The organism is Rufibacter ruber (genome assembly GCF_014138425.1).
GTDB lineage: Bacteria > Bacteroidota > Bacteroidia > Cytophagales > Hymenobacteraceae > Nibribacter > Nibribacter ruber_C.
Window position 1 is genome coordinate 12,324 of record NZ_JACJIQ010000001.1, and the last position, 17,464, is coordinate 29,787.

General features: G+C 52.8%; 13 protein-coding genes and 1 tRNA gene. 8 read left to right on the plus strand and 6 right to left on the minus strand.

The features are described 5' to 3' along the window. The first annotated feature begins 125 nt into the window (after positions 1 to 125). The 5 genes from FHS90_RS00055 (at position 126) to FHS90_RS00075 (ending at position 5,929) form a co-directional block, all read left to right on the plus strand. A complete protein-coding gene (locus tag FHS90_RS00055) occupies positions 126 to 824 on the plus strand; it encodes a TetR/AcrR family transcriptional regulator (RefSeq protein ID WP_182511111.1) in 699 nt (232 codons plus the stop codon). Between the two features lie 50 nt (positions 825 to 874). Continuing rightward, the gene (locus FHS90_RS00060; RefSeq protein WP_182511112.1) at positions 875 to 2,566 is read left to right on the plus strand and encodes a peptidase domain-containing ABC transporter; all 1,692 of its coding nucleotides are present in this window, start codon (positions 875 to 877) and stop codon (positions 2,564 to 2,566) included. Positions 2,567 to 2,580: 14 nt separating this feature from the next. Further along, the gene (locus FHS90_RS00065; protein ID WP_182511113.1) at positions 2,581 to 3,942 is read left to right on the plus strand and encodes an HlyD family secretion protein; all 1,362 of its coding nucleotides are present in this window, start codon (positions 2,581 to 2,583) and stop codon (positions 3,940 to 3,942) included. Positions 3,943 to 4,003: 61 nt separating this feature from the next. Continuing rightward, positions 4,004 to 5,437: a TolC family protein gene (locus tag FHS90_RS00070; protein WP_066829659.1), complete on the plus strand. Its 1,434-nt coding sequence runs from the start codon at positions 4,004 to 4,006 to the stop codon at positions 5,435 to 5,437. A gap of 237 nt (positions 5,438 to 5,674) precedes the next feature. Further along, on the plus strand, positions 5,675 to 5,929 hold the full coding sequence (locus tag FHS90_RS00075; protein ID WP_182511114.1) for a hypothetical protein: 255 nt from the start codon (positions 5,675 to 5,677) through the stop codon (positions 5,927 to 5,929). A 260-nt stretch (positions 5,930 to 6,189) separates the two neighbouring features. On the opposite strand, the gene FHS90_RS00080 is transcribed toward FHS90_RS00075, so the two are convergent. Then, the gene (locus FHS90_RS00080; protein ID WP_182511115.1) at positions 6,190 to 6,519 is read right to left on the minus strand and encodes a hypothetical protein; all 330 of its coding nucleotides are present in this window, start codon (positions 6,517 to 6,519) and stop codon (positions 6,190 to 6,192) included. A gap of 390 nt (positions 6,520 to 6,909) precedes the next feature. Here FHS90_RS00080 and FHS90_RS00085 point away from each other — a divergent pair, with 390 nt between their 5' ends. Beyond that, the gene (locus FHS90_RS00085; protein ID WP_182511116.1) at positions 6,910 to 9,132 is read left to right on the plus strand and encodes an ATP-binding protein; all 2,223 of its coding nucleotides are present in this window, start codon (positions 6,910 to 6,912) and stop codon (positions 9,130 to 9,132) included. A gap of 545 nt (positions 9,133 to 9,677) precedes the next feature. After that, positions 9,678 to 10,115 (plus strand): hypothetical protein, encoded by a 438-nt coding sequence (locus FHS90_RS00090; RefSeq protein WP_066829649.1) that lies wholly within the window; start codon positions 9,678 to 9,680, stop codon positions 10,113 to 10,115. A gap of 363 nt (positions 10,116 to 10,478) precedes the next feature. On the opposite strand, the gene FHS90_RS00095 is transcribed toward FHS90_RS00090, so the two are convergent. The 5 genes from FHS90_RS00095 to FHS90_RS00115 form a co-directional block, all read right to left on the minus strand. Then, positions 10,479 to 12,551 carry a PAS domain-containing sensor histidine kinase gene (locus FHS90_RS00095; protein ID WP_182511117.1) on the minus strand — a complete coding sequence of 691 codons (2,073 nt, stop codon included), beginning with the start codon at positions 12,549 to 12,551 and terminating at the stop codon, positions 10,479 to 10,481. A 298-nt stretch (positions 12,552 to 12,849) separates the two neighbouring features. Continuing rightward, the gene (locus FHS90_RS00100) at positions 12,850 to 13,461 is read right to left on the minus strand and encodes a hypothetical protein (protein WP_182511118.1); all 612 of its coding nucleotides are present in this window, start codon (positions 13,459 to 13,461) and stop codon (positions 12,850 to 12,852) included. Further along, on the minus strand, positions 13,454 to 14,527 hold the full coding sequence (locus tag FHS90_RS00105) for a DUF262 domain-containing protein (protein ID WP_182511119.1): 1,074 nt from the start codon (positions 14,525 to 14,527) through the stop codon (positions 13,454 to 13,456). The genes FHS90_RS00100 and FHS90_RS00105 overlap by 8 nt, the downstream gene beginning before the upstream one ends. A 148-nt stretch (positions 14,528 to 14,675) precedes the next feature. Next, a tRNA-Arg gene (locus FHS90_RS00110) sits at positions 14,676 to 14,749 on the minus strand. Between the two features lie 399 nt (positions 14,750 to 15,148). Beyond that, complete coding sequence (locus FHS90_RS00115; protein WP_220482952.1) at positions 15,149 to 15,844, minus strand: TVP38/TMEM64 family protein; 696 nt, start codon at positions 15,842 to 15,844, stop codon at positions 15,149 to 15,151. A gap of 126 nt (positions 15,845 to 15,970) precedes the next feature. Here FHS90_RS00115 and FHS90_RS00120 point away from each other — a divergent pair, with 126 nt between their 5' ends. Continuing rightward, positions 15,971 to 17,110, plus strand: a complete 1,140-nt coding sequence (locus FHS90_RS00120; protein WP_182511120.1) for a cystathionine gamma-synthase — start codon at positions 15,971 to 15,973, stop codon at positions 17,108 to 17,110. The last annotated feature ends 354 nt before the right edge of the window (positions 17,111 to 17,464 follow it).

Genomic DNA, 17,464 nt, shown 5'->3' on the forward strand with positions numbered 1-17,464 from the left:
CAGTAGTTAAACATTGCAGAAGCTGAACTGTTTAAGCAGCGTATTCTAAGTGCTTTAATTTTATTTGTAATAGTAATACTATTAATGTTAAAACCTTTACTATATTTGTAGAAACACTATGCAAGATGAGCACAGGAATCAAAATTGAGCTGAACGAAAGGCTTTACCTGCGGGATCCCGACCAGACGGAACTGGGGAAGGCCATTCTGAAGCACAGCATCAGGCTGGTAGATGAGCTGGGGTTTGAGCAGTTTACCTTTAAGAAGCTGGCGCAGCAGATCTCCTCTACTGAAGCCTCTGTCTACAGATATTTTGAAAATAAGCACAAGCTGCTGCTGTACCTGGTTTCCTGGTACTGGAACTGGCTGGACTACCGCATTGGGTACCACACCCATAATGTGGCAGACCCGGTAGAGCGGCTCAAGATTTTTATCAATATTCTGTCTGAGCGCCAGACCGCTGAACCTTTGAACACAACTATTGATGTGGAGGCGCTGGCCCGCATTGTGGTGCTGGAGGCCTCTAAGGCATATCTTACCAAAGAAGTAGACAATGATAACAAAGACGGCCTTTTTCAGGACTACAAGAGCCTGTGCCACAAAATGGGGCAGGTGGTGTTAGAGATAAACCCTGCCTATCCGTATCCGCATTCGCTGGTCAGTACGCTTTTTGAGGCTGCCCGCAAGCACCGTTTTTTCTCCCAACATCTTCCTTCGCTTACTGAGGTGCAGGAAAACCCGGCAGGCGATCAGGAAAACCTAAGTGTCTTCTTAACCCACCTGGCGTTTGGAGCCATTCAGCAGAGGGGGCTCCCCCTGCAGTAACAGTAACTCTATAGACCATGGCCGCTACTAAACTATCAAAGCCAAGCCCAATGAAACGGTTCCTGATGCTTTTGGCATCTGAACGGAAAATCATTGGTTATATCTATATCTACGCCCTCTTCTCTGGGCTGGTAAGTCTTTCCCTGCCGCTGGGCATCCAAAGCCTGATCGGGTTTGTGTCTGGGGGGCAGTTGGTCACCTCTGTCTCCGTCCTTATCTTTTTTATTGTGCTGGGGGTGCTGGTGGTGGGTGGCCTGCAGGTAATGCAGCTGTCGCTGGTAGAAACTATTCAGCAGCGCATCTTCGCCACCAAGGCGTTCCAGTTTGTCACCAAGCTCACTACCCTGGAGGGGCGGCAACTGGCGGTGCAGGACCTCCCCGAGATGATGAACCGGTTCTTTGATGTCATCTCCCTGCAGAAGGGGCTGGCCAAAATGCTCACTGACTTTTCGGCGGCCGCCATCCAGATTGTTTTTGGGCTGGTGCTGCTGTCTTTTTACCACCCGTACTTCATCATCTTCGGGTTGCTGCTCATTGCCATTCTGGTGCTGATTCTGCGCGTAACAGGGCCCAAAGGCATGAGTACCAGCCTGGAAGAGTCTAAATACAAGTACAAGCTGGTGCACTGGCTGGAGGAAGTGGCCCGCAGCATCACGGTCTTTAAGTCAGCCTCCCATGAAAAGCTCTCGTTGCAGAAGACAGACAAATACACCAGCGGCTACCTTAAGGCGCGGGAAGCCCACTTTAAAGTACTCATTGCCCAGTACATAGGGTTTGTGGGGTTCAAAACCATCATCACCGCCAGCCTGCTGTTGATGGGGAGCCTCCTGCTGGTGAACCAGGAAATCAACCTGGGGCAGTTTGTGGCGTCAGAGATCATCATAATCCTCATCATCAACGCCGTAGAGAAGTTGCTGGTGAAACTGGATGTGGTGTATGATGTGTTAACCAGTCTGGAGAAACTGGGCGCGGTGACAGATCTCCCCTCTGAAGAGAAAAAAGAACTTTCTACGGGAAACCCAACCATTCAGCAAGGGATTTCCCTCCAGACCAAAGCCCTGTCTTACCAATATGCCGGCTTAAAAAGAACCGCGTTGCAGGAGGTGGAGCTTACGGTAGCGCCCGGGGAGAAAGTCTGTCTGGCCGGGGGAGAACAGGCGGGACGGTCTACGCTGCTGCAGGTATTGGCGGGTATCTTGCCCGCCTATGAAGGCGTGGTGGTGTACAACGGGCTTTCTTTGCGGGAGTATGACCCGGAGGTGCTGCACGGGCAGATGGGGCTTTTCCTGTTGCCCGCCCCACCCTTTGCGGGTTCCATCCTGGAAAACATTACCCTGGGGCAGCCAGAAGTGACACTGGAAAAGGTGCTCTGGGCGCTGGAGTGTGTAGAGCTCTCTGATTTTGTGCAAGGGCTGCCAGACGGGTTGCAAACCATGGTGAGAAGCCACGCACCTGATATTCCAGAAAGCATTACCCAGCGGCTGGCGCTGGCTCGCAGCATAGTGCGGCGCCCTAACCTGCTGCTGCTGGACCACTTTCTGCCAGATGTGAGCCAGCGCCAGCGGCAGCGCATTGCCCAGCGCCTGTTGGCGGCCTCCATGCCCTGGACGGTGGTGGTGATCTCCAATGACCCCGCCATCATGCAGCAGTGCTCCCGCGTGGTGCTCCTGCAGCACGGCCGCCTCACCCGTGACCTCACCAAAGAAGAAATCTCTAACGGTCAGCTTGAAAATATTCTGTAATGGCAAAACCTAAGATGAAGATACAGACTACGCTTCCGCCGGAATGGGAGCAGTTTAATTCCTTTCTACTGGTCAGCAAGCCGCGCCTGGCCAAGACGCTGGTGTACTGGTGTGTGGGTATTTTTTCCGCCCTCTTCCTGGCCACCTTCCTCCCCTGGACCCAGAACATCCGCTCGGCGGGTGCTGTAACCACCCTCCAGCCGCAGGACCGGCCGCAGACGGTGCACAGCACCATTGCCGGCCGCATTGAGGAGTGGCGGGTGCAGGAAGGGCAGCGGGTTAAGAAAGGAGACACGCTGGTGGTGCTGTCTGAGGTGAAAGAGAAGTATTTTGACCCGCAGTTGCTGCCTAGGCTTGGGGAGCAGGTGCAGGCCAAAGAGGGAAGCCTGGAGGCAAACCAAGCCAAAGCCACTGCCCTGCAAAACCAGATCACCGCCCTGCAGGAGGGGTTGCAGCTAAGCCTTCAGAAAGCAAGGAACAAAGTGCAGCAGGCCCGCCTGAAGATCCAGAGTGACAGCGCTGACCTGGTGGCCATGCAGACCGAGTTTGAGGTGGCCAAGGCGCAGTTTGAGCGGCAGGAGGTGCTTTACCAGCAGGGCCTGAAATCCCTGACTGAGCTGGAGAGCCGCCGGCTGAAGTTCAGGGAGGTGCAGGCCAAGCTGCTGAGCACCCAGAACAAAGTGAACATTAGCCGCAATGAGCTGCTGAACGCCCGCATTGAACTCAACTCCCTGCAGGCTGAATACCAGGATAAAATCTCTAAAGCGCGCTCAGATCTAAACTCGGCACTGGCTTATATAGCAGAGACCAAAGGTGAAATATCAAAAATGCAGAATGAGGTGGCCAACACCCAGATCAGGAACTCCTTCTACCAGATCACTGCCCCGCAAGACGGCTACGTGGTACGGGCCCTCAAAGCGGGCCTTGGCGAAACCCTGAAAGAAGGGGAGGCGGTGTGCAGCATCATGCCGTCAGATCCGCAGCTGGCCGTGGAGCTGTATGTGAACCCTATTGATATGCCCTTGCTGGAGGTGGGGCGGCAGGTGCGGCTGCAGTTTGAAGGGTGGCCGGCGCTGGTGTTTTCCGGTTGGCCCAATGTGGGGTTTGGCACCTTTGGGGGCGAGGTGGCGGTCATAGACAACGTTGACAGCCAGGGCAAGTACCGCATTCTGGTGGTGCCAGACCCCAAGGCAGAACCGTGGCCAGAAGCCATACGCGTAGGCTCTGGGGCTTACGGCTGGGCCATGCTCAATGACGTGCCCATCTGGTATGAGCTGTGGCGGCAGCTGAACGCCTTTCCGCCAGACTATGTAGGGTCTGGAACGGGCGGGGCGAAAGAGGCAAAAAAAGATTCGGCAGAAAAAAGTGACAAGTGAGCCGGTAAATTTAGGGCGCAAATCAAAGAAGCTCTAAACTGATGAACAAAGCTGATCTGACATGAAGAGAATTTCTCTTGTACATAGCCTCCTGGTGGGGGTGTGGCTGGGGCTGGTGGGGCTGAACGCCCGCGCAGCAGACTCTACCGCTGTTTTCACCATTGAGGATCTTATGAGGCAAATGCTCGTGCACCACCCCGTGGCCCGGCAGGCAAACCAGCTGACGGAGCAGGCCCGGCAGGAGATCAGGATGGCGCGGGGCGCATTTGACCCAACGGCTAACGCTAAACTGTACCATAAGGAGTTAGGCGGAAAAAACTACTACACCCTCTGGGACAACGTGCTCAAAGTGCCGCTCTGGGTGGGGGAGCTGAAAGCCGGGTATGAACGCAACAGCGGGGTTAACGTGAACGGCGAGAACATCACCCCGCCCCAGGGGCTGCAGTATTTTGGCATTTCTGTTCCTATTGGCCAGGGCCTGCTCTTAGATGAGCGCCGGGCCACGTTGCAGCAAGCCTTGCGGGCGCAGGAGGTGGCTGAGGCAGAGCAGGTAAAAATAATCAACAAGCTGTTGTTTGAAGCCGCCAAAACCTACTGGGACTGGGCCTACAGCTACCAGCGCTGGAGACTGCTGGACCAAAGCCATGAGCTGGCACGTGTGCGGTGGCAGGCCATCAAAGACCGGGTGGCGCAGGGTGACCTGGCTGCCATTGATGCCGTGGAGGCAGAAATGGAAGTGCAAAACCGGCTGGCGCAACTGAAGCAGGCCTTGGTTGAGTACCAGAATGCCGGGCTGCTGGTGTCAAACTTCCTCTGGGGTGAAAACCAGACACCGCTGGAAATCCCTGCGGGCGTAATTCCCTCCCTGGCCGGCACCCAGATAGAAGTGCTGGCAGAGGGGCAGCTCTCTGAACTGGTCGCCACGGCGCGCGAAAGCCACCCAGAAGTGGCCAAGCTGCAGGCCAAGCTGCGGCAGCTGGAGGTGGAGCGGCGTTTCAGCCAGAACAAGCTCCTGCCCAAGCTCAACCTGGAGTACAACCTGATTGGCCCCGGCGGCACCCTGGGCAACAGCTGGCTGGAAGGCAGCTACATGACCAACAACTATAAAGTAGGTGCCAGTTTCAGTATGCCGCTGTTTCTGCGGCAGGAGCGGGGCAAGCTGCAGGTGTCACGGCTTAAAATCTATGCCACCCAGCTGGAGCTGCAGCAGACCCAAAGGGAGAACCTGAATCTGGTGCAGGCTGCCTTCAATGAGCGGCGGCAGTTAGAAGAACAGATTGCCCTGCAGGAGCAGATCATTGCCAACGCCACCACCCTGCGCAACGGGGAGCAGCAGCGCTTTGAGAACGGGGAGAGCTCCTTGTTTTTGTTGAACTCCAGAGAGATGAGCCTGGTGAGTCAGCAGATCAAACTGTATGAACTCAAAGCAAAGTACGGCAAGGCCAAGTACTACCTCCAGTGGGCAGCCGGTACCATGGGCGTAGAGGCGAAGTAAGGTGCTGGATAGAGAAACTTTGCGTGTTAACTGCCTGAAAGAATGACAGGAAGGAGGGTGAGGCATAATTTTGTCACAGCACTTGCCGCATGTCTGTCACAGAGGTTATTACATGGCCTTGGCTTTAATACCATAGGCGCGCGTTGCGATAAATACTGAATTTTCTGCTTTTGCCTTCGGTATCAGCCAATTAAAACAATTTGGAACAGTACTTGTTTTAGGGTGGCTATGGAAAGGGTGGAAAAGTTTGATCAGATCTTGTTGGCGGTATATGTGCAGGTGGCGTCTTTGGCTGATCCTGGTGACAATCCCGTGACCATAGCCTCTGTGCAGGAGGCCTTAGAGCTGACAGAGCAGCAGCTTTCAGTTTTACTGGCCCGTTTAACAGAAGAAGGTTTAATAAAAATCAGCCCCATTGGCACCCCGCCTTTGCTGTACCTCACCAGATCAGGATTGGCGCGCGTGCGCCGAAAACAAAACCAAGCCGCATAATACCGGTTTGGCTTTTGATTTTGCAGGCCAAATTAACTGCGTGAGGTGCTGGCGCAGCAGACCATGCCAAGGTGGTCCAAAAAGGCTTTGGTACTTGCAAGGCTGCGGGCAGCGCCAAAGTACAAAGTATAAACTGCACTCGTTCCGTCAACTGTATCAAGACAATGCCCTCGCTTCCAAACCCGGGCAACCTGTTTTCGGCCTGTTTTGAGAAAAACAGGTCAGAAACAGAAAAGTGGGGGCACCGCTTTGGCTTGTCTTTATCTATCCAGAACGCCTACGCATTTCAGGCAGAACGGGGAGTCTTTGGGGTTGGGGAAATCACAGATCTTACACCGCCAGAAGCTCACATCCAGCAGGCAGTCAGTGAGCTCTTTGAGAAGCCGGTCTTCAGACGCGGGCCGCAGCGGGCTGAAGCTGATCTCAGCGTACTTCCTGATCAGGTTCAGTAAGATGTCCATGAACTCCTCGGGGGGGTAATTTTTCCGCTCGTGGTGAAGCATCACGTCTATGAGCAGGTGCAGATGGTCAAAATCGTCACAGGCCTCAATCTGGGCCTCAACTTCGGTTTTGGTATACGCCGGTTTCATCTGTCATTTCCCCCTCTTGCTTAACGTTTCACTAAGTACACATACGCTCCTGTTAGAGGGTTAATACGGATGCTGAACAGTCTTGGGTGACTTTTGAAGAATTTTTCAGAATAGATTTTGGCCGCTCCATCCGTACCGGGGGCAGGCCGGCCCGTGGGCAATGGCTGCATTTAACGCTGTTTTGGGGCTGTTTTTGTAAAAACAGCCCCAAAACAGAAAACCGGAGAAAACGACTTGGGGGCTTTGATGGCTGGTGTCTCCTGCATGTAAAGCCTCTGGTTCCTGTTTGTTCCCTCTTAAACACATCTTATCTTTAACGCCGTAAGACCAAAGTCCCCGCTTTGCGTACACGCCTATCATCACCAGCAAAAGAAGACCGGACGTAGCGGCATGCAGAATTACCAGAACCACCAGGTTGACCTCTCTAACTGTGACAGGGAGCCTATACACCACATTGGCCGCATACAGCCCCACGGATTCCTGCTGGTGCTGGGGCAGGAGCACACCGTAGAGCAGGTAAGCCAGAACATCTCCACTTTTCTGCCGTTCACCCCTGTGCAGCTGCTGGGGCAGCCGCTGGGGGCCTGGGCCACCACCTCTGCTGATAAAGAGAACTGGGAGAGCCTGCTTTCGCCGCAGGCCCAATTCCCCCGGCTGCTAGAACTAGGCGGCCAGCCGTATCTCTTCTGCTGCCATGCCTCTGAGGGAAAGCTGGTGCTGGAGGCTGAGCGGGCCGCCGCCTACCCAGATGCCGCCAAGCTCCACCACCACCGCCTGCTCACGCAGCTGCACCAGAACCTGAACAAACTGGAGGAGCTGGAGCCCATGGCTGAGGCGCTGGCCCATGCCCTGAGAGAGGTGCTGGCGTATGACCGCGTGAACGTGACCCGCTTTGATGAAGACTGGCACACAGACGTAGTGGCAGAAAGCCGAAACTCCAAGCTCCCTTCGTTTATAGGGCACCATTTCCCGGCGTCAGATATTCCGGCGCCCGCGCGGGCGCTGCTCCTGCAAAAGCACATACGGCAGATCCCCAACGTGCATGCGCAGGCGGCAGAGATTTTCCCGTACCTGAACCCCACCACCGGGCAGCCCACCAATATTCTGCAGTCTGAGTTCAGGAACCCCTCTGAGATTCACCTGGAATACATTAAAAATACCGGGGTGGCCGCCACCATCTCTTTCTCCATACTGGTGAAGGAGGAGCTATGGGGGGTGGTGCCGTGCCACCACGTGGAACCCGTTTACGTAGACGTGTGGCGGCGGCAGGTCTGTGACCAGATGGTAAAGATGTTCTCTAACGTGATCTCCTCGCTGCAAACCAGGCATAGCCGGGAACTGTACCTGCAGCTAAAAGAGGCGGGGCGTCATCTGATCAGCCGCTTGCGCGAGGGCGTGAAGCTGACGCAGGCCTTTGGCTCCACCTCCCCCAATATTCTAGACATCACCCTGGGGCAGGGGGCGGCCATTTGCATTGACCAGAAGATCATCTGTGCCGGGCAGGTGCCCACCAGGGAGCAGATCCAGGACCTGGTGTCGTGGCTGGCGCAGGAAGTGCCTGAAGGGGCATTCTACACAAGCCAGCTCTCCAGAATCTGGCCTCCGGCCGAAGCCTTTAAAACGGTAGGCAGCGGTCTGCTGGCCCTGGAGATCTCCCGGTACAACAAAGAGTACCTGCTGTTTTTCAAGCCCGAGATCAAGGAGACGCGCACGTGGGCGGGCAACCCTGAAAAGCAGGAGCGGGGCAAGGAAGGGTACATTCACCCCAGAAAGTCATTTGAGAAATGGGTGGAGGTGATTCAGGGGAAAAGCCAGCCGTGGCTGCTGGGGGAGCGCGAGGTGGCGCAGCTGTTCCTGAAAGACCTGGTGGCCCTGCGCCTGCGTAACCAGACCGTTGAGCTGGAGGTGCTGTACAAGGCCGTGATGCAGAATGCTGAGCAGCTGCAGGCGCGCAACGGGCAGCTGGAAGACTTCGCCCGTATTATTTCGCACAACCTGCGTTCCCCGCTGGCCAACATCAAGAGCCTGCTCGCTTACCATGCAGAGGAGCCCGGGCAGGAAAGCGCCTCCTTTGCCCTGCAGCACATTGCGCAGGTGACAGACAACATGAATGACACCATACAGGACCTGAACACCATTGTCAACCTGCAGCTGACCCACCAGACCCTTCCCCGCGAAGACGTGCCCGTGGCCGAAGTGGTGGAGAAAGAGCTCCAGAACCTGGCGGCCGTGGTGCAGCAGACCAGCGCCCAGGTGCAGCTGGACCTGCAGGCGCCTACGGTGTTCATGCCCAAGATTTACCTGGAGAGCATTCTGCACAACCTCCTGTCAAACGCCCTTAAGTACCACTCCCCAGACCGCCAGCCGCAGGTGCTGGTGAAAACCTGGGAGGCCGGCGGCAAGTTTCACCTCGCCGTGTCAGACAACGGCTTAGGCATGAACCTGAAGAAAGTGGGCGATAAACTGTTTGGGCTGTACAAGGTTTTTCACTACCACAAAGAAGCCAAAGGCCTGGGGCTGTACCTCACCCGCCTGCAGGTAAAGTCACTGGATGGCGATATCCAGGTGCAGAGCCAGGAAGGCGAGGGAACTACTTTTGAGGTGGTGGTGTAGCCCCCTGGCTGTCTGTTTCAACGTGCACAGCCCATTCGGCTCTGCCGGTTGTTGGCGCACAGTAACGACTTTCTGTTTCTAGGCTGTTTTCAGAAAAACAGGCCGAAAACAGGAATTCTGGTACAGAGTTTAATATTTGGCTCACCTCTTTGGAACACGCTGGGAATGCCTACTGAAAGAGAGTTGAACGTTACAGTTCTGGCGTAGCCTCCGGCCCTGGCTGCCCGGTGGTGTGCAAATGCGTTTTAGCGCTGTTTTTGGGAAAACAGCGCTAAAACAGCGGCTCCGGGTCTTGCCGGGAGTACACGTATTTTCTGGCGCAGAAGGAGCCTCAGATAAGCCTTGCGGCCGTGCCTGGAGATGGGCCTGCAACCGGCTAAAGAACTTCTCCCAGACCTCCACCCAACGGGAGGAAACCCGGCCGGTGGCACTTGTCAGGCCACCGGCCGCGGCGGCAGAAAAAAGAACAATATTTTCACATCTGAGAAAACAACTGATCAACAATTTCTGCGTACTATTGCCGCCGCGTAATTCAGGCAACGCCCATGATTGTTTACCAGAACTGGCTTATCACCATTGATTTTAACCCCGCCTTTGATATCCTCTCGGCGGAGCTTCCGAACGTATCTGAGTACGGCCTGGCCGAGCTGTCGCGGGCGCTGGACATGGTGGCCGAGCACGTGATCAGCTATGACGCCAGCAACCTGCTGTTAGACTCCAGCCGGGTGATGGTGAGCCAGATACAGGATGACGCGTACAAAAAACTCATCTGGAAGTTTCTGGTGGCCCTGACCGCTACGCGCCTGAAGCGGTTTGCCCGCCTGAATGATTCCCTGCAGAGCCATGAGGTACGGGCGCTCTCAGTGACAGATGAAACCTTTATGCAGCTGGGCTCTCCCATTGAGTTCAGGTCCTTCTCCCGGAAGGAAGATGCCGCAGAGTGGCTGAAGGCGGGCAGGTTTGCGGGCAGTAGACTGGTCTAACCTGATTGCCGGGTTCCCAACGGCTCTGGGGGAGAGGCCGGCCTGGGGCGTTCCTGGTTTCTAACGTTTCATGGTGCACCGGGCTGGGGTGAAAGCAGGAGAACCTGCTTTTGCTGCGTAGCAGGAAGGCGGGCAAAGTACTGGCTTTTCTGTTTTCGGGCTACTTTTTCAAAAACAGGCCAAAAACAGAAAGGCAGCCCTGCGGCACGGGTGCTCAGGCGCCGGGGTGTTGGCTGGCGGTTCCGGGGCTGGCCTGGGTTCTGGCCCTGAGCCGTTCCCACAGGAAAGGCAGGTTCAACAAGCGCTGTTCCTGAGCAGAGCAGCCGGGCTCCGCTTTCACTGGTTGCGCAATCCTGTTCCCGCTTACCGCGGAAGGAAGACGGTAAAGGTAGAGCCCTTCCCTGGTTCGCTTTCTACCTCAATACGGCCCCCGGCGTTGTCTATCATGCGCTTGACCATGTACAGGCCAATACCTGAGCCTTCTACGTGGTCATGCAACCGCTGAAACATGCCAAACAGCTGGTGGTTGCGCTGCAGGTTCATGCCCAGCCCGTTATCCTGCACAGAGAGAAGATGGTGTTCAGAAGTCTGCCGGTACCGCAGCCGTACCACCGGCGGCCGCTCTGGCGAAGCGTATTTGATGGCATTAGAGAGCAGGTTGTACACAATGCTGCGCAGACTTTTCTCTGAGAACTGGAAGGTGACGCCTGCTATGCCCTCAGCTATGACCTGTGCCTGCGCCTCCTTCACGGCCTGGTCCAAGTCTAACAGGGTGTCATTGAACACCTCCTGCAGTTGCACTGACGTGGTAGAGGGGCGGTTTTCCTTCTGCAGCTTGGTGATCTCTGTGAGGTGTTCAATGGTACGCTTGAACCGCTGTACTGATTTCTGCATCAACTCTACGGTTTGCTGCACCTGCACAGGGGCCAGGCTGTCGGGGGGCAGGTCTTCCAGGAGGGCGGTGAGCAGGCCGTCAATGTTCAGGATGGGGCCTTTGAGGTCATGCGAGGCCGTGTAGATGAAGTTGTCTAAGTCTACGTTGATGTGGGTGAGCTGCTGGTTGGTGTGGCGCAGGTCTTCATTGGTCTGCTCTAACTCCTGCGCCAGGGCCTTTGCCTGTTTTTCACTCTCCTCTACCGCCAGGCGCGCCTCCTTCTGATGGGTGATGTCTGTTACCAGGGCAAAGAACCCCTTTACCTCGCCTTCCTGGATGTCTGGCACGTAACTGGTGGAGATATGTCTGGTAAAGCCTTCCCGGTAGGGCATGGTGGCCTCAAAGTCTAGCCGTTCCCCAGTCAGGGCCCGGTCAATGTATTGTTTGACGTTCTGGTACGAGTGCTTGCCTACCACGTCCTGTACTTTTCTGCCTAACAGGTCTTCCGCTTTGAGCGGAAACCAGGTTTCATAAGATTTATTGGTGAATTGGTACTTTTCCTCCTGGTCAATGTAGCTGATGAGCACCGGCAGCGCGTCTGTCACCAGTCTAAGCTGCTGGGCACTTCCTTCGGCGGCCAGCCGGGCATGTACCTGGTCTGCTACCTCAGAGGCAAATACCATGATGCCGTCTATTTGACCCTGCCGGTTGTAACGGGCCTGGTAGGTGATGTTCCAGTACATCTCTTCCAGGGGCCCCTCGGCAAAGCGGGCAATTTGGACGGGGAACTCCTGCGCCACAAAGGTTTGGCCGGTTTGGTAGACGTTCTCCAGAATGGCGGGCAGTTCAGAGGTTTTCAACTCAGGCATTGCCTCCAGCAAAGGCTTGCCCTGCAACTCCCGGCCCGGGAAAGCCTGCTGGTACGCGGGGTTCACTAATTGGTACACCAGCTGGGGGCCGTCTAAGATGCAGATGGGGGAGAGGGCCTGCATGAAGAGGTCCTGCAGGCGCTCCCATTCCCGCAGGGCATCAGCGCGGGCTTCCAGCACTTCCTGGGTGCGTTCCTGCACGCGCGTCTCCAGCTGTTGGTTCAGGGTCTGCAGTTCCAGGTTCAGCTTTTCGGTTTCTTGCCGGGCCTGCACCTGGGCGGTGACCTCATAGGCGAACACCAGCACCCCGTCTATCTGCCCGCTCAGGTCATGGGTGGCCTGGTACACAAAATTGTAGTAATTCTCGCCCAGGTTCTGGTTGGAGTTGTCATGGTAAAGCCGCACCTGCATTTCATGGGCATGGAATGGCTCCCCGGTCTGGTACACGCGGTCCAGTAGCCCAAAGATAGGCTGCCCTTCCAACTCGGGCATGGCCTCAGCAATGGGTTTGCCCAGCAGCGGCCGGTCACCCACCAGCGCCTGGTACGGCGGGTTCACAAAGGCAAACACGTGGTCTGGGCCTTTGAACACGCACATCATGGCCGGTGCCTGCATAAAGATGCCATACAGGTCTTCGGGCTGAAGCGCTGTGCTGGCAGGGGAGAACGAGAGGAGTTGGGAGGTTTCGTTCATGGGCAGGCGGGAAGTGGGTTTTAAATAAAGGTAGGTTTTATTTTGGAAAGGCGGTGTGGTTTTATTGTGGAGGAATGGGTGGTGGGGTAGGTGTTGTATTATAAAATTTATTCTTAGGCATAAATAGAATATGCCATTTATGTCATAGATGAAATATTTTATAATAGATTATATTGAAAAGAATAATTTTTTTTACTTAAAATACGGAATAAAGCGGTTAATGTTGGAAGTGAGTTTGAATTAAATTAAATAATAGGGCTTTTTGTTTTATAGCAGAGAAAAATCTAATGTGTATGAATTAAAGACATAACTTTTTGGTTAGAAGCTTCAATTCAATAATTGCGATTTCAAATTGAGTTTGCCCGCTACTAGGTTTACTTCTTAAATAACCTGCTGGAGTTTTTTCACTAGGAAGAAGTGTTAAAGGTGCTATTATTTTATTGAATTCTAAAAGACTATGTTGACTTTTATGTGCTATTGCATTTCTAATTATATGGTATTCCTTGATTTTCTTTTGCTCTAAGGAAGTCAATTGACAGAAAGGTTCCCCTTGTGCAAAGAAAAGTTTAGCTCTCTTTAGAATATGTTGGTCATAAGGGAGCCAATTAACATAAGATTGGCCTCCATAAATAATGGGTTGAATCTCGGTCGAAGGCGAAATTTTAGATTTTTTAGTTATTGTATAATGTTTTGAGATATATGTACCATCATATAAGCCAAAAAAAAGTTCTTCTAGGAGGGCTTCAAAATCAGTGAACAGTTCCATATATAAACCAGAATAAGAATGAATTATATCTTGCAGGTCTATGGTTCCACTTGAAAATAAAAGTTCCATTTTATTCCTTGTGCTTTCAATAGATGCAGTACTAATCTCAAACTTTTCGAATAAACGAATAGAGAGTTTAGGCATTTTCTATTTGCACTTTAAGATAGTTGAAAAGGTCATTTCTCTCTTGTGGATTAGTAGTTCTTCTGTCTGTAGCTTCTAAAACCTCTTGAGGAGCTGTCCTGTTTTTTAATCTATCATTTGCTAATTTAATTCGGCTAATATATTCTGTAGTTAATCTTTTAGGTTTTGCCTTGATAGAGAGGTCTTGAAAATTAAAAATATACCAATATAAGAAGCTGAAAAAAGTATAAAAAAGAGTTTTTTTGAGTAGTACAATCTCTGAAGATGTAGTTCCGAAGTGCTCATCTATTATATCCATTACAATTCGGAACCTTTTCTCTGTCTCTTCTCTATATGGATACTGCTCATCGAAATCAGCATATAAATCATCAAGCCTCTTAGGTGTTTTTCCAAATATACCTTTTTGAATCATTACGCCAATGCATTCTGAGGTTAGCTCTACCTCATCCATTCGAGAAATACTATCTTCTGAGAAGATTTTCCACTTTCGCCAACGTTTCAATTGTTCGGCAGCTAAGCCGTAAACTGAAGTTTTAAACTCTCCGAAATACTGAGCATTCCTTAATTCTTGTTTATTAACTGTATAGCTTGTAGAATTCATTCTTCTGAAAATTTGAATGATTTCTCTATCATCAATTTTAGAAGGAAGTATGTGGACATCAAATTCGTAGTCCAAAATCCTGCTTTTTAGTTCGTCATCTAGTTCCGAAAATTTTAAGCCAGATAGTTCTTCATTATGTGCTTTTGAAATTGTGAAATAGTCTCTATCTTCATTATAATCTTCTAAGAACTCAGGGCATACAAAGCTTAATACGGTTCTAAGTCTTTGTTGTCCGTCGACTACTTCTCTTAATGGTTCAAATTGATTTATATTGATTCTTTTATCTCTGAGAAAAATAATTGGAATAGGCATTCCTCTTATAATAGTGTCAATTAAATATGATTTTGCTCCTGACTTCCATACAGATCTTCTTTGAAACTCAGGAGAAAGCTTTAGTTGGCCATTTTTAAGCCAGGTTACAAAATCGACAACTTTATAAAAGGTCTTTTGAATTATAATTTCCATTATTATCTTTTTTTTAAATCTCTATGAGGTCTTGCGTGTTTTGTCTCTTCAAATTTAAGTTGTATATGATCAAATGCAATTAAAGAATGTAAAACCTGATTTGATGAAAACAAAAAAAGCCCTTCAGCTTTCGCTAAAGGGCTTTAAGTGGTCGCGTAGGGAGTCGAACCCCAAACCTTCTGATTCGTAGTCAGATGCTCTATCCAGTTGAGCTACGTGACCAGTTATTTAGTGATGCAAAAGTAGCAGCTTTCTCCTTTATACGCAAGTATTGGGGCAAAGATTTTTAAGAAATTTCTGAAAGTTGTGGCACAACCGCTGTAAATCAGAAGGTTTGGGGCTCGCCTCCCTATGCGACCACGCCGGCTAATCACTTAAAAGCATTTCCTTCACACCCTGCATCGGAGCGCTAGCGACCATAAGCCCCCGCTGTTTTGGGCCTACTTTCACGAAAACAGCCCAGAAACGGAGATAAGAGCTTGAAGACAAACCGCGTAGTAAACGGAGCTGCTTTTCTAGTTCGCCCCCCTGGATTCTTCCTGAAGGGCAAAAGGGGGGGGAGTTGGCCCTAAAGACCAAGCGGAAGGACCCTGACCCAAATGGCAAAGCAAAGATGAATGCCTAAGCAGACTTCGCCAGCGCCTTTTTAAACGCCCGGTTCAGCAGCACGTACAGCCCCCCGAAGGAAATCACCACCAGCCCACCCATCAGGAGTTTGCCGCTGGTGCCCGCATTGGGGTTTTGCAGCAGCGCCAGCAAATCCTGGGCCTGCGTGCCCACCCAGAAAAAGAACAGCGTGCGCGGCAGCATGCCCACCATGCTGGCCACCAGAAACCGCATTCGGGGTACCCGCACCAGAGACAGCACAAAGGTCATGAACGCGAAGGGCAGCACCGGCGAGATGCGGGTCAGGATAATCAGGCTCCAGCTCTGGCTCCGGAGTTCGTCCCGGATTCCCTCGGCCTTGGGGAACTGGTGCAGCAGGCGCTCCAATTTGCCCTGGTCAATGAGCCGCGCCATCTGGTAACCAATCAAAGCAGCCGCGCCATAGGCGATGACTACGCCCGGAAAACCTTCCCAGCCCACGAAGAAGCCCGTAGCCAAGGCTACAAACGTGGTGGGCGTAAGCGCGAAGGCCATGGTGAGCGAGATGAGCAGGTAGTAGAGCAGCATCTGCTCGGGGGTGAGGGAGTGCATGAGCTCCTGGTTGCGGTAGAGCCAGAACCCCAGGCCCGAGCTCACCACCACCGGCACCACCACCAGCAGCAGAGAGTAAATGAGCGTTCCGGAGTTCTGTTGCAGGAGTTTCTTCCACATAGGCAGGCCCAATATCGGGTGTTTTTCCCAAAGTACGGCTAAACGGGCACAAAGGCTGCGGCGGGCGGCCTTGCAAAAGGAGCGTTAATTTCTCTAACTTGCGCCTAGACTACCGTATAAGAAAGGATGAAATTCGGAACTAAAACCATACACGCGGGCGTGGCGCCAGACCCAACCACCGGTGCCATCATGACCCCTATTTACCAAACCAGTACCTACGTGCAGCGTTCGCCCGGCGACCACAACGGCTACGAGTACAGCCGCACGCACAACCCCACCCGCACCGCCTTGCAAAATGCCATTGCCGCCCTGGAGAACGGCAAACACGGGCTTTGCTTCGCCTCGGGCATGGCCGCCACTGACTGCATCATCAAGATGCTGAAACCCGGTGACGAAGTTATCTCTACCAACGACCTATACGGCGGCACCTACCGCATCTTTACCAAGGTGTTCCAGGACTACGGCATCAAGTTCACGTTTGTGTCTATGGCCGATATCAGCAGTATTGAGCAGTATGTAACGGAGAATACCAAAATGGTGTGGGTAGAAACGCCAACCAATCCGCTGTTGAACATCATTGACATCAAAGGCGCCGCCGATATCTGCAAAAAGCACAACCTCACGCTGGTGGTAGACAACACTTTCAGCACGCCGTACCTGCAGACCCCGTTGGACTTGGGTGCTGACATTGTCATGCACTCGCTCACCAAGTACATGGCCGGTCACTCAGACGTGGTGATGGGCGCAATTGTGGTGAAAGAAGACGCAATGGCAGAGAAACTGGCATTTTTGCAGAACGCCTGCGGCGGAACGCCTGGCCCGCAGGACTGCTTCCTGGTGCTGCGCGGCCTGAAAACCCTGCACGTGCGCATGCAGCGCCACTGTGAGAACGGCCGCAAAATTGCCGAATACCTGAAACAGCACCCCAAAGTAGAAAAAGTCTTCTGGCCCGGCTTTGAGAGCCACCCCAACCACCAGATTGCCAAAGACCAGATGCGCGATTTCGGGGGCATGATTTCGTTTGTCTTGAAAGGCGACAAGCAGGAAGACGCCATACAGGTACTGGAGAAACTCCATTATTTCGCCCTGGCCGAGTCGCTGGGCGGCGTAGAATCGCTCTGCGGCCACCCCGCCACCATGACCCACGCCAGCATTCCGCAGGTAGAGCGCCTGAAAGGCGGCTTGTCAGATTCCCTGATTCGGTTGAGTGTTGGTATTGAAGACGTGGAAGATTTAATTGCTGATCTGGAGCAGGCCATTGGTTAGTTTAATGCGTGAAGGAGTGAAGGTGTGAATGGATTCACCTTGATATGAAAAGAGCCTGTCTGGTTGTGAAGCCGGGCAGGCTCTTTTGCGTTTTCGGGCTGTTTTGGCCAAAACAGCCCGAAAACGCAAACTTCCATGTTCCTTCTCCCGCTGGGAGAAGGGTAGGATGAGGATGGCTCAAGTTATGAGAAGCAGGATTTTCAGGGTTGGGGTAGCTGTTGGCGCAGACGCTCGCAGGTCCTCCGGACGCTACGAGGTCTTTATGAGCGGGCGGTGTTGCAGATGGTTGAATACTGGAACTGGCGCGAGACTGAAGTCTCGTGCCAAACGATGGGTCGAGTCTCCAGACTCGAC

What these genes read in the sequence shown, in the direction of transcription:
- FHS90_RS00055 (WP_182511111.1), top strand. Translation starts at nt 126, where the DNA reads ATGAGCACAGGAATCAAAATTGAGCTGAACGAAAGGCTTTACCTGCGG.
- FHS90_RS00060 (WP_182511112.1), top strand. Translation starts at nt 875, where the DNA reads ATGAAACGGTTCCTGATGCTTTTGGCATCTGAACGGAAAATCATTGGT.
- FHS90_RS00065 (WP_182511113.1), top strand. Translation starts at nt 2,581, where the DNA reads ATGAAGATACAGACTACGCTTCCGCCGGAATGGGAGCAGTTTAATTCC.
- FHS90_RS00070 (WP_066829659.1), top strand. Translation starts at nt 4,004, where the DNA reads ATGAAGAGAATTTCTCTTGTACATAGCCTCCTGGTGGGGGTGTGGCTG.
- FHS90_RS00080 (WP_182511115.1), bottom strand. Translation starts at nt 6,519, where the DNA reads ATGAAACCGGCGTATACCAAAACCGAAGTTGAGGCCCAGATTGAGGCC.
- FHS90_RS00085 (WP_182511116.1), top strand. Translation starts at nt 6,910, where the DNA reads ATGCAGAATTACCAGAACCACCAGGTTGACCTCTCTAACTGTGACAGG.
- FHS90_RS00090 (WP_066829649.1), top strand. Translation starts at nt 9,678, where the DNA reads ATGATTGTTTACCAGAACTGGCTTATCACCATTGATTTTAACCCCGCC.
- FHS90_RS00095 (WP_182511117.1), bottom strand. Translation starts at nt 12,551, where the DNA reads ATGAACGAAACCTCCCAACTCCTCTCGTTCTCCCCTGCCAGCACAGCG.
- FHS90_RS00100 (WP_182511118.1), bottom strand. Translation starts at nt 13,461, where the DNA reads ATGCCTAAACTCTCTATTCGTTTATTCGAAAAGTTTGAGATTAGTACT.
- FHS90_RS00105 (WP_182511119.1), bottom strand. Translation starts at nt 14,527, where the DNA reads ATGGAAATTATAATTCAAAAGACCTTTTATAAAGTTGTCGATTTTGTA.
- FHS90_RS00115 (WP_220482952.1), bottom strand. Translation starts at nt 15,844, where the DNA reads ATGTGGAAGAAACTCCTGCAACAGAACTCCGGAACGCTCATTTACTCT.
- FHS90_RS00120 (WP_182511120.1), top strand. Translation starts at nt 15,971, where the DNA reads ATGAAATTCGGAACTAAAACCATACACGCGGGCGTGGCGCCAGACCCA.